The sequence below is a fragment of the Beijerinckia sp. 28-YEA-48 genome, from assembly GCF_900104955.1.
GTDB lineage: Bacteria > Pseudomonadota > Alphaproteobacteria > Rhizobiales > Beijerinckiaceae > Terripilifer.
Window position 1 is genome coordinate 2,810,090 of the sequence record NZ_FNSI01000001.1, and the last position, 12,016, is coordinate 2,822,105.

The following is a 12,016-nucleotide window of genomic DNA, read 5'->3' on the forward strand; positions in this document are numbered from 1 at the left end:
CCAATCCGCGTCTACTTCGACGGCTTCGTCGGCTTCGTCGGATCGACAATCGTGAGGAACCTGTACGCTGAGTCCCCCGACCCGGCTCTGGAAGTCTTGCCCAGACCGTCCAACACTTCCTTGAAGCCGAACTCCTTCTGCAACTGGCGCATACGATCGATAAAGGTCTCGTATGCCGCAGGCTGCACATTCGCCTCGCTGACGCAGAACAAGCGGTAGGCGAGATAAACCTGCCGGGCGGGTGTGGTAGCCTCGCTCGATGCCCCGTTCTCGCCAACCCCCAGCTTCAGGTGTCCCCGATGATGAGAGTTGGCGAGGAAAAAACGGACAGGGTTCGTCCGATTTTCAACGCGTTTACATAGCTCCAAGCTGCTGGCGGGCACGCAATACTCCGCGCGATCCTTCAATGTGATCAGCCCCTGCACTGCCCATGCCGCGATGGCCTCCCGTTCCTGCTCCAAGATCAGCTGATCGATGTTGACGATGCGATCTTTCGTCTCGATGGAGTTGGAGAACTCCAAGAACAACCAGCGACGGGTGAAGCCTGCCGATGAGTCATCGGTACGAGGCAGAACGTTGGAGGCGAACCAGTGAGCAGCGATCGGATTGAACTTGTAGAGGGGTTGGTACTTACGTTGAGCCTGAATAGTGGAACCTTCCACCACCAGCTTGAAGATATCACCCGAGATGAGGTCCCGCTCCGATAGCTCACCTGCAACATTGAGCACCTTGTCGGTCAGCTCCGCGACCGAGAACTGGTTGTTCCAGAACTTCGGAGCCACCGCTGCTGCACAACCATCAGGCATCAGGCCCTGCATAATGCGTAGAATACGTGATTTACCCGTATCAGCTGGGCCATAGAGACAGAACACGCGGAAGTACTGTGGCGCCACACCAAACAGGGTGGCTGCAAAAGCCTCCTGCAGAGCCTCAACCTTGTCGGCAAAGTCAGGATCGGTGCCCCAATAACGCACCAGAAGCTCCGAAAACATCGTCGCTTTGCCCGCCAACTCCGGCTGGTAGGGGTAGGGAAGCACATAAGTGCAGCCAAAGTCCTTGTTATGGGGCTGTAACGTCAGATCTTCGGTCAGATAGCCATTGACGAAGTTTATGCCCCGGATATCGCGTTGTTTGAGGTCAGCACGCGTCAACGTCGCCATAACCTTCACGACAGCGCGATAGTCGTTGTCCTTCTTGCATGCCGGGAAGTTGCCATACTCCGTGGCCACGATCTTCTGCAGGTCAGCGGCCTCCATTGGCACCCAATGCGCGCCTTGCCATTGGTAAAACATCTCATTGGAGAAGCGTAGCTCCCCTGTCCGCTCGACATTGTCGATGACAGCACGCGCGATCTCGGTCTGATCGTTGCCCGCAATGTCGCCCTTCTGAAATTCGCGAATTTGCCGAAGGATGCTTGCGGCGGTGAGGTTGTTCGCCGTCGCACCCTGGAGCACTTTCACAATATGCTGCTGCTCGAGCGGTGTGATGCCTGGATTACCGGCCACGCGCGCGCACATAATCCCAACCAACTCGGTCATCTTCGGGTTGGTGTGGTCGAGACCGTCTGACTGGATCTTCGCATGGAAGTCGTCGATGATCTCCTGATACGAGAAACGCCGGTTTTCACTGGTGATGTCGTCGAGGCCCAGCTCTTTCAGCTGGTCTACGGTCATACCCTCATCCCAACCAGCTGGAAGCGTCAGCTTTTTCGGGCCAAAAAGGTCCTTCCGCAGCCATTCGACGATCTTTTCCGTCATCTTTGCAGGCGGGAGTTCGTCTCCCGGAACCTTTTCGACACGGTCCTGCACCCACTGAAAACCGACGTCCAGACCCTCTTTCAGGGTGATATTGCCCTTGATGATGTCGGAAACGATGCCACCGGCGAAGCGGACGAGCGCATTATCGCGCCCACCAGCCGGAACCCAGTTCACAAAGCCGACGCGCGCAGCACCTGAAGCCACCTCGTAGCCGTTCTGACGCAGCGCATCGCGGGCCAGCTCGCCAAACGACGTCGGCAAGGTGCCAATCTGGCCTAGCACGTCCAGCAGATCGCAGTTGGCGGTGTAGGGCGCCATCAATCCCGGATGGATCGAGGGCGGCAACAACACCTGAGCACCCGTCGACAGGAAGTCGAGGACGTTGGTGCCGTCCGCGAGCTTCACGTGGAAGGTGTTCTGGCCCTGATACTTGAACAGCTTGACGTAGCCCTTGCGCCCACGACGCAGCCACGGCGATTTCGGTGTGATGCTGTCGATAGCATTCAGTATGCCCGGTTCGTCACTATCGACGTCGAGCGCAACAAGGCCAGAAGCCTGCCCCAGAACCAGGCCCATGTTGTGGTCCGGAAACATCTGCAGCCAACCGGCTTGCTCGGCATCCCCAACGGGCACGGCCGAGTAACGCTGCCAGGTAGAAATCGCAGGACGCTTGCCGGCCGCCTTGTCGGCCCCGGACGGGTCGGGTCGTGTGATCGGGATAACCGATAGTCCAGCAGCCCAATAGCCTGGCGCGTTCTCACTAAAAATACCCATAACCCCTTAAGCCTCCAATTTCGATTCAGCGCCCGCGCCCAGCTTCAAATCAGCGACCGACTGCAGGTTCCGCAACCGATTGCGAAACTGCGTGCGGCCATTGACGTCGAGCATGTCGTCCATGACGCCGAAAACGATTTGCTGAAATTCCACGGTCTCTCGAAGCGTGTAGACGCGCTCCTTCAGGCTCACCCACTTCTCCAGAAGCGAGGTCTTGGCCTTTACGAGCTGAATACGGTCGCTGGGGTCAGTGTCCGTAGACATCGACACATCCAACTCGATCTTCTTCATCATCTCGATGGTGGCTTCCACCTCTTCGAGGACGACTTCGAACTTGTCCTTCGCGCCCTCAAACACCGGAACACGGTCGCCACCCGAAACGGGCCCCTCACTGAGGAAACGGTTGAGGTAGACCCTCAACTCACGGGGGTAAGGGCAACTTGTCTGGCCCAGGTACTCATCTACGGACATACCGCTTTCACTATGAGCCAGCTTCAATGCTCTCAATCGTATGTCTAGGTCCTTGGGCAACAGAGGATAGGTCACTCGCAATCCCTTAAAAGTGAGGTGGACGACGGAGATCGTGGCCATACCAGCGATCAGCAAGGGGAAGTCGCGCGACTCCCTTCTTAAAAACCCGCGTGCTGCAGGGCTTTCTAGCGGCTCTTTTGCAGCTGGGGTGTCGTCCCCATATTTGCAAACGCATGAACCCGTTGCTCAGTGAGTTCATTTCCACTGCGGACACTCGTTACGATGACGACTCGTCCGAAACTTCAATGTCCGAATGGGTCATCAAAAACACGCGTCTCAAGCGCAAGCCCTACAGCTTCAGAGGCTATGAGTTCCAGCAGAAGATCATCGACGACCTGCACCAGAACCTGTGCTGCATCAAATGCTCACAGGTCGGCCTCACCGAGAGCCAGCTGCGCAAGTACCTAGGTTGGCTGCGACGCAACCCTGGCACCACCGGCATCTACACGATGCCCGACGACAAAATGCGGGACCGTGTTTCGCAGACGCGCGTCAAGCCGCTGATCACGACGGAACCGGTGTTCAACCCTCCGCGCGGAGACAGCCCTGTCAGGCAGAAGGGCATCTATCAGATCGACGATTCCTTCGCCTATTTCACCGGAAATACCGAGGGTGACGCGACCTCGATCCCTGCCGACATCCTCGTTCACGACGAACTGGACCTCTCGGACCAGGAGAACATCGGCCTCTTTCAATCCCGCCTGCAGAACTCCGACTTCAAGATCCGCCAGACTTTCTCGACCCCAACCTTTCTCGGGTTCGGGATCGATGCCATGTTCAACCTGTCGGACCAGTGGGAGTTTTTCACGCGCTGCCCCGGCTGCAGGCAGCATCAATTGCCAGAATTCCACCTCCGCCACATGCACCTTCCAGGTCTCCTCAAGAAGGAAGACGACCTGACCAAGCTGACGGCCGAGGACATTGGCCGGATCGACATATCCCAAACCTATTGGCGCTGCGAGAAGTGCTCGACCCAGCTCCATCTTGGTGACACCAGCATCCGTGAGTGGGTCGCCAAGCATCCGAGCCGCACCCAGAACCGTGGATATCGCGTCCGACCGACGTCCATCGATCGCATCACGATCCCTTACATATTCCAGCGTCTGGTGGAGCATCAGCGCCTCGACAATATGAAGGGCTTCTTCAACACGGTGCTGGGCGAGGCCTATAACGATTCCAACGCTCGGATCAGCGAGGCTGACATCAAGGCCTGCATGGACAGCCCCGGCGAGCCCTCCGACAACATCAATGAGCCCTGCACCATTGGTATCGACCAAGGCAACATCTGTCATATCACGGTCGGGACGCCAACGCGCACCCTGCTCCACACCCAGGTCCCGCGCAACGAACTGAAGGATAAAGTCCTCTATCTCTTGAAGCGCTTCAACATCGTCAGCGGCGCGATGGACCGTTATCCCGACACAACGCTGGCGGAGTCGATCCGCGACCTTGAAGGATACAAGGGCATCATTTGGCCAATTCACTACGGAACAGCAGCCAATAGTCCCTTCCTGAAGGAGACCAAGGATGAGTTCGACGAGATCACCCACTGGGTAGCCCATCGTACCAAGACCCTGGATCAAGTCGCTACTATCATCCGCAACCATAAGCTTTCGCTCAATGGCTTCGGTCATCACCAGTCTCTGCTGATCAACCACCTGCGTGGCATGTTCCGTAAGGAAGCACCCGACATCCTTCCGGTGTGGGAGAAGCTCACCGAGGAAGATCACTTCTTTCACTCACTGGGTTACATGCTGCTCGCACGTCGCCTTGTCGACGTCATCTTTCACAATAGCGAGCCTGAACTCAGGTCCAACGCATTGCTGATCGGCGGTACGACTTCAATCGTACCCGACCTCTCCCCAAATTCGCTGAACAGACGCACCCCCCGGTCGTCATTAGGAATGCTGACGGTTGCTTGACGGCCTGCTGAACATCATTCTACCCAAGAAGAAAGCCCCGAATGGGGGCGTCAGCAACACTCCGACTTTCCAACCCGACCAAAAAGACCAGGTGCTTACCGTCCCGCAGTACCGGGACCATCTGACCGATCTCTTCACGTCCCGTCAGGCGAACAACAGCCAGGACCTTCTCAAGGCGCTGTTCCGCCAGGACCCCGACGTATCCGCGACCGTCAACGGCTACTTGACGCTCGCGAACACCGAAATGGTGATGTGGGCGACTGACGCTCAGGGCGCTGTCGACCGCGACGCGAGCAATGCTCTCGCCACGCTGGTCACGCGCCTCACGCGACAGGTCGACTACACACTCGGCTTCCAGCTCAAGCAATCGATTTACCAGCTCAACGCCGACCTTCGATACATGCTTCTCCTTCGCGGTGGTATCGGCGCGGAGTTGGTATTTGATAAGGCCCAGCTCCCTGACAGCATTCGTCAGGTCGACCTGGCATCAATCCGTTGGTACGAGAAGGCCTCGGGTGTCTATAAGCCGGGGCAGTCCGTCCAGGGTCGGGGCGACCCTGTGATGCTCGATACCCCGGCTTTCTTCGTCTCGTTCTACCGCCGGGACCCGACGACGATCTACACCGACTCCACGTTCATCGCCGCGATCAATACCATTGCTGCGCGTCAGCAGGTCATCAACGACCTGTACCGGATCATGCAGATCACCGGCTTTCCTCGCATGGACATCAAAGTCCTTGAGGAAGTGATCATCAATCGGGCACCGGCAAACATCAAAGCCGACCCAACCAAGCTGCGTGAGTTCGTCAACAACCAGGTTGCTGCGATCCAGTCGACGTTCCAGAGCCTGCGTGCCGACCAGTCGGTGGTCCACACGGATTCCGTCGAATTCGATATCCTGAATGGCAGCTCGGCCGCTGTGGCTCTCGACGTAACGAACGTTGTCGAGACCCTAAACGCTCAGAACCAAGCTGCGCTCAAGACGATGGCAACCGTCCTCGGTCGTGGCAGTGCCGGCGTCAACACCGGCTCAGTCGAAGCCCGGCTGGCCGCCATGTACGCCGACGAGTTGAACGAGCCGTTGGCTGAGATGTACGAGAAGATGTTCTCGTTCTGCCTCCACCAGCAGGGATTCCAGGGCTTCGCCAACGTCAAGTTCCGTCAGGCTGAGCTACGCCCGGACCTTGAGCTGGAGACAATGCGCCAGATCAAGACCGCTCGTATGCGACAGGACCTGTCGGACGGCATCATCACCGACATTGAATACGCGCTCGAGATGTACGGGCGCCTACCGAATCCAACCGCGCCTGAGCTGTCGGGCACTGGCTTCATGACGCCAACGCCCACGGCCGCTCCCAACGCTGCTGACATCTCCCCGAACACCGACCCACTCGGTCGCTCGCTAACCCCGGGCAAAACCGGCGCGACGAAGACTAACCTGCCTAAGAGGAAGTCCTGATGCCGATATTTCGCGACGCGGCCTGGGGGCAACGTCTCATCCTGCAGGATCTCACCGGCGACCCAATCAACCTAACGGGCGTCCCGCTGCGGATGCAGTTTCGCGAGTATCCGGATCACCCCACCGCTTTGATCGACATGTCGACCGCGAACGGGCTGTTGAGTACGAGCGCCAACCCAACGGGAGGCGTTGTCGACGTTCATCTCGGCCCCAGCGATACGGCGACTCTCCCCAAGATCAGCTTGTATTGGGACCTCATCCGCACGGACACCAACGTCCCACTTTGCGGAGGTCGCGTTCTCGTTGACCAGGTGGTGACGCGATGAGCGATCTCGTTGTCACTTATACCACGAACAATGTCGTCGTCACCGGCATCTACGGCGCCGCCGTTGGCATCCAGGGCCCGGCGGGTCGAGCCGCAATCTACGGCGCGGGAGCACCCGGTCCAACTGTTGGCGAAAACGGGCTGTTCTACATCGACCACACCAACTGGCGGATGTACGGCCCGAAAGCCGGAGGTGTTTGGCCAGCTCCGGTTTCGTTAATCGGTCCAGCGCACTGGTTAGGGGCGTCCGCTACGGCCCCAACCGTCAACCTTGCTGGGGCCCCGCTCGTCGCTGGCGACATGTACTGGAGCACTGCCACCAGCAAATGGCGATCGTGGACGGGTACCGCTTGGGTCGACATAGATGCGGGCGCAGTAGCAGCTCGCAACGCGGCTGAAGGCTTTGCGACTAACGCCGCCGCCAGCGCTTCCCAAGCGGCGACTGATAGAACTGCAGCCGCTGGTTCTGCATCGTCCGCGTCCACCTCGGCAACAACCGCCACGAACGCAGCTACAACCACATCCGCTGACCGTGTTGCCGTCGCGGCAGACAAATCGACGGTGGCTGCTGATAAGGCAACAGTCGCCGCTGATAAGGCCACGGTCGCGGCCGACAAGGCCACCGTCGCGGGCGACAAGACCGCTGCAGCAAACTCTGCGACCGCCTCGGCCAATTCTGCAACCGCCTCGGCCGGTTCTGCAACCGCGTCCCAGAACAGTGCGACAGCCGCCGCCGGTTCAGCGACGGCTGCGAACACTTCATGGTTGCAGATAGATAAGCGCAATCTGGGTGCCAAAAGCTCCGCCCCCACGCTCGATAACCAAGGCCAGGCCCTCGTCGCGGGCACGGTTTATTTCGACAGCCCCACAAGTACGACCAAGGTCTGGACTGGATCAGCTTGGATACTTGCTGCGTCAGCAACTGCTTTGGACCGGTCAGCAAATCTCAGTGATCTTTCCAATGCAGACACTGCACTCACCAATCTGGGTGCCACCACTGTAGGCAAGGCGCTTCTCAAGGCTGCAACCGTAGCCGCCCAGCGGGTAGCGTTGGGCTTCACTACTGCCGGCTCGACCCTAGTCCAGGCGGCCGACACAGCCGCTCAACGGGCTGTTCTGGGCTTTTCGACGATCGGCTCCACCTTCATTCAAGCTGCTGATGCGGCAGCGGCGCGTGTCGTACTCGGCATCACTTCCGTTGGCTCAGCACTAGTCACGGCGGCCGACGCGGCAGCGGCGCGTGTCGTACTCGGCATCACTTCCGCCGGCTCGGCCATAGTCACAGCGGCTGACGCAGCCGCGCAACGTACCGCGCTGGGCATTTCCGCTGCTAACACCCCATCCACCGCCACCGGCAACATTGCCGCGACTAACGTGCAAGCAGCGCTTGCAGAATTGGACAGCGAAAAGCAGAATCTTCATAACAATTTGACGGCGCTGGCTGGGCTCACGCTAGCTGCCAATAAGTTGCCCTACGCAACTGGCGCTGGTGCACTATCTTTGGTCGATCTCACGGCTTTCGTTCGCACACTGTTGGATGACGCCGACTCCGCCGCGTTTCTGACAACACTTGGTTTCGTATTCTCGATGGGGGCAAACGGATATGTCAAGTTCCCGAATGGCCTTCTCATCCAGTGGGGATCGCAGAGCGGCGGCACAGGACTGGTCGATACCTACTACCCCATCGCATCCCCAAACGTCATGGCGATATTCACGACGATTACAGGTGCCACCGCCTCAACCGTAACGGCGAACGTTTATGACCGATTCGCCACATACTTTCGCTGCTATCGTCGCGTCCAGACCTCGGGAGCCATGGGCGACGCTAGCGAAACGTTCTTCTTCCTCGTAATTGGAAGTACATGACCGTGCTGATGACGATCGACGCCGAAGGGCGACCAACCGGCTTCTACGTTCCCGAAATTCATGGTAACGCCATCCCTTCGGGCGCTATTGAGATTACCGAAGCACAGTGGCGAGAGGCACTGAGTAATCAAGGCCGACGTTTATGGAACGGCTCCGCTCTCATTGAGTGTGATCTACCTCCATCGACCCCCTTACCCATTGAACTGATCGGGGCCATTTCACGCCGCCAGTTCGCAAAAGGGCTCGCGCACCATGAGTTCGTGGCACAGGAAGAGGCCGAAGCATTCCTAACTGTTGGCACGTTGCCAGCAGCGTTTGCTACCATGGTCGCTTCATTGCCACCCGAAGAGCAGTTCGACGCGCGAATGGATTTGCAGGCAGCAACCTTCGAACGCAATCACCCTTTGGTCTCAGTGTTCGGTTCTGCTCAGGGCATGACTGAAGTGCAGATAGACGATTTCTGGCATTACTGCTGGATGCTCTGATCTCAGCACATTATAACACGGCATAACACAGCACTGATTGATAGCCCCAGTCCTGATCCTACGTGAGCAGCAGCCCGTAGTTTCAGGATTTTTCTTTGAAGCAGATTCCGATTACCGATGCCATTCGAACACAGCTGATCGCAGCTGTTGGCGATGATGACATCGAAGTCAATAACCTTGCCGTGTACGAGGCGACTGCCCTCAACACGAAGCCCATTCGGAAGAACCACCCGCTCTATAAGGGTGCGCATCACTCCACACAGTTCCTGCACGAAATGTCGAACCAGCTCGCTCTAGAGAGCTTGCCGCTCCATATCATGCACAACACGTACACCGGCGAGCTGCCTCTCGGTCGCGTATTTCACAGCGAAGTGCTCAACGGCGACGAGCTTCGCGTTCTCTTCTGGGTCGACAAGACGAATGAAGACGTCGTCAAGCTGATCGACAACAGCACGGTCGATCAGGTGTCCGTCTCGGTTCTGCCGAAGGCGGCCACCTGCAACATGTGTGGTTTCGACTTTCTCGGCTCGGAAGCGACGCTCGACCACTTCTACTCAGGAACGGACCCGAAGGGTCACGTGATGGGTGAGAACGGCGCGCACGTCAACCTGCACAACCTCGATCAGTGGTTCGAGATGAGCCTCGTCAATCGAGGTGGCGCCACCGGTGCGCGCATCGCGAACCGCAAGTCCTCCCACTTCAGCGAAGCACGCCTGGCCGCAAGCGGCCCGGCAGCCTTGCTGGCGACTTTGAACCTCTCTGAAAGCGATTTGGAGACCCCCGGCATGGATATGGAAAAATTTCTGGAAGGCCTGACGAAGACGACTGCCGATCTGGCACTCGCCCAGGCCTCCAACACGAGCAAAGACGGCGAGATCACCGTTCTAAAGGCGAAGGTCACGGAGCTTGAAGCGAAGCTCTCCGATGCCGCGAAGGGCGAAGACTTCAAGAAGACCGCCGAGAGCCTCGTTGCTGCTCTGACGTCCGCCGTCAAGAAGGCGCTGACCCTGACTGGTGATGCCACCACGCAGATCCCGACCGAAGTCCCTGCACTCATCACGCTCGCCGCCGAGAAGATCGAAGGCCTGAAGCTGAACGTCGCCGGGGCGCAGTCTGAATCCGCTGACGCCAACGACGGTGACAAAGCCGTCCGTATGAATTTCGCCGCTTTCAAGCGTCGCTCGTAATCCAAGGAGCTTCATAGATGTCTACGGCTTTTCACACCGGCGTCAAAACTGAATCGTTCTTCGATGAGGTTTGGATTCGAACGATGAATTTGGCTGCGGCGATCACCGTTGCCGACGTCGGCAAGGCGCTCGCGATCGACGCGAGCGCAGCCAACACCGCGAAGCTCGCCGGCACCGACGATCACGTGATCGGTCGCCTCGAAACCTTTGAGGATCGCCAGACGGGCAAGGTTGGTGCCGTTTCTCGCAAGGGCCAGTTCAGTCTGCCGAAAACCGGCACCGTCAACGTTGGCGATTCTGTCGTTGGCAATGGCTCAGGCGTCGTCAAAGCCGCCGTCGTTGTGACCCCCACCACCGCCACCCCTTTCACCGCCGCGCAGACGAACAACCTGCGCGCCGTCGCGACGAACATCGTCCTCGAGGTCAACAACACGGCCAACACCGTCGTTGTTGAACTCAAGTAATCTGGAGACAACATCTTATGGCTTCGATCATCCACCCGCTGACTTCGATCCAGCGCGTTGCTCCGGAAGAACTCCTGGGCGGTTTGCGTGTCGACAACGCCCATAACTCCCGAGACGCCGGCCAGAAGCTGCTCTCGGAAGCGGCCAAGTACGGTCTCGCGATGCGCGACTACCTCCGCCTCGCCATCGACCCGTCCAAGTCGAACGAAAAAGACAAGTACGAAGGCCTGAATGGCTACGAGGCCGCGCTGGCTTACCTCCAGTTGCCGCTGAACGACGACTTCGACGGCGGCATTGTGCTCGACCTTGCGTCGGACACGTTCAACACCTATCCGGGCACCCGCGCGCTGTTCCCGGAAGTCGTCGACGATCTCGTCCAGTGGAAATACCGCCAGGACAACATCGAGAACGTCGGCGCCCTCGTCGCTTCGTCTCGCACGATTAACGGTACCGAATTGATCACGACAGTGGTCGATGACAAGCCGGGTGACTACCAGGGTACAGGCGTCATCGCGGAAATGGCCAACATTCCGGTTCGCTCCATCCGTACAAGCGATCACAGCGTTAAGATGTACAAGATCGGTGGCGGCTATCGTACCTCGTACGAATTCAGCCGTCGCGCCCGTCTTGACCTCCTGACGCCGTACGCCAACCGCATTGCGCGCGAACTCGAAATGTCGAAGGTCGGACATGCGACCAACCTGCTCATCAACGGTGATGGCGTTCAAGCCGCCGCCCCCGTCGTGAACCAGTCGGCCTTCAACGGTGTCAACATCGGCAACTCCACGAACAGTCAGCTGAGCTACAAGCACCTGCTGAAGTGGTTTGTGGCCCGTGCCAAGGCCGGCGTTCCACTGGACACGGTCGTCGGTAACTGGGACGCGTATGTGGACTGGCTGCTCATGTTCGCCCTGCCGATCTCCGACAATCGGGATCGGACGGCAGCCGAAAACCTCGCGCGTTCCGGCTTCCAAATCGGCGGCGTACCGATCCTCAACGGTCAGGTGAACTTTGCCTTGTCCTCGACGGCCGCCAACACCCAGCTGATCGGCATGACCAAGGGTGAGACCTTGGAAGAGCTGAAGGAAGCGGGCTCCATGATCCAAGAAGCAGACCGCGCGGTCGGCAACCAGACGGTCTCCTACTACAAGACCGAAGTCACCGGCTACCGACTGGTCTTTGGTGATACCCGCGAAATCTTCAACTACGCCGCCTAAAGGCAACATTGAGCCCCGGCGAGCCGGGG

At 58.5% G+C, this 12,016-nt stretch carries 10 protein-coding genes; 8 read left to right on the plus strand and 2 right to left on the minus strand.

Going from position 1 to position 12,016, the window contains the following annotated elements:
- Positions 1-11: 11 nt before the first annotated feature.
- Entirely contained in the window at positions 12-2,531 is a 2,520-nt protein-coding gene (locus BLW50_RS13325; protein ID WP_090703054.1) for a bifunctional DNA primase/polymerase, read from the minus strand.
- 6 nt (positions 2,532-2,537) lie between these two features.
- Positions 2,538-3,002, minus strand: coding sequence for a hypothetical protein (locus BLW50_RS13330; protein WP_139267604.1), 465 nt, complete (start codon positions 3,000-3,002; stop codon positions 2,538-2,540).
- A 305-nt stretch (positions 3,003-3,307) separates the two neighbouring features.
- Here BLW50_RS13330 and BLW50_RS13335 point away from each other — a divergent pair, with 305 nt between their 5' ends.
- The 8 genes from BLW50_RS13335 to BLW50_RS13370 all read left to right on the plus strand — a co-directional run bounded on the left by BLW50_RS13335 (position 3,308) and on the right by BLW50_RS13370 (position 11,987).
- Positions 3,308-4,984, plus strand: coding sequence for a phage terminase large subunit family protein (locus BLW50_RS13335; protein WP_170850142.1), 1,677 nt, complete (start codon positions 3,308-3,310; stop codon positions 4,982-4,984).
- Positions 4,977-6,443 (plus strand): hypothetical protein, encoded by a 1,467-nt coding sequence (locus tag BLW50_RS13340; RefSeq protein ID WP_090703063.1) that lies wholly within the window; start codon positions 4,977-4,979, stop codon positions 6,441-6,443. Before BLW50_RS13335 ends, BLW50_RS13340 begins: the two co-directional genes overlap by 8 nt.
- A complete protein-coding gene (locus BLW50_RS13345; protein WP_090703066.1) occupies positions 6,443-6,769 on the plus strand; it encodes a hypothetical protein in 327 nt (108 codons plus the stop codon). The genes BLW50_RS13340 and BLW50_RS13345 overlap by 1 nt, the downstream gene beginning before the upstream one ends.
- A complete protein-coding gene (locus BLW50_RS13350; protein WP_090703070.1) occupies positions 6,766-8,634 on the plus strand; it encodes a gp53-like domain-containing protein in 1,869 nt (622 codons plus the stop codon). Before BLW50_RS13345 ends, BLW50_RS13350 begins: the two co-directional genes overlap by 4 nt.
- A complete protein-coding gene (locus tag BLW50_RS13355) occupies positions 8,631-9,119 on the plus strand; it encodes a hypothetical protein (protein ID WP_090703072.1) in 489 nt (162 codons plus the stop codon). Before BLW50_RS13350 ends, BLW50_RS13355 begins: the two co-directional genes overlap by 4 nt.
- Positions 9,120-9,214: 95 nt before the next feature.
- A complete protein-coding gene (locus tag BLW50_RS13360; RefSeq protein WP_090703075.1) occupies positions 9,215-10,306 on the plus strand; it encodes a hypothetical protein in 1,092 nt (363 codons plus the stop codon).
- A gap of 89 nt (positions 10,307-10,395) precedes the next feature.
- The gene (locus BLW50_RS13365) at positions 10,396-10,770 is read left to right on the plus strand and encodes a hypothetical protein (RefSeq protein ID WP_139267605.1); all 375 of its coding nucleotides are present in this window, start codon (positions 10,396-10,398) and stop codon (positions 10,768-10,770) included.
- Between the two features lie 17 nt (positions 10,771-10,787).
- A complete protein-coding gene (locus BLW50_RS13370) occupies positions 10,788-11,987 on the plus strand; it encodes a hypothetical protein (RefSeq protein ID WP_090703082.1) in 1,200 nt (399 codons plus the stop codon).
- Positions 11,988-12,016: the final 29 nt, after the last annotated feature.

Bases quoted from the DNA above. Each gene is read 5' to 3' on its own strand.
- BLW50_RS13355 (WP_090703072.1), top strand. From the start codon at position 8,631: ATGACCGTGCTGATGACGATCGACGCCGAAGGGCGACCAACCGGCTTC.
- BLW50_RS13350 (WP_090703070.1), top strand. From the start codon at position 6,766: ATGAGCGATCTCGTTGTCACTTATACCACGAACAATGTCGTCGTCACC.
- BLW50_RS13345 (WP_090703066.1), top strand. From the start codon at position 6,443: ATGCCGATATTTCGCGACGCGGCCTGGGGGCAACGTCTCATCCTGCAG.
- BLW50_RS13335 (WP_170850142.1), top strand. From the start codon at position 3,308: ATGTCCGAATGGGTCATCAAAAACACGCGTCTCAAGCGCAAGCCCTAC.
- BLW50_RS13330 (WP_139267604.1), bottom strand. From the start codon at position 3,002: ATGTCCGTAGATGAGTACCTGGGCCAGACAAGTTGCCCTTACCCCCGT.
- BLW50_RS13370 (WP_090703082.1), top strand. From the start codon at position 10,788: ATGGCTTCGATCATCCACCCGCTGACTTCGATCCAGCGCGTTGCTCCG.
- BLW50_RS13325 (WP_090703054.1), bottom strand. From the start codon at position 2,531: ATGGGTATTTTTAGTGAGAACGCGCCAGGCTATTGGGCTGCTGGACTA.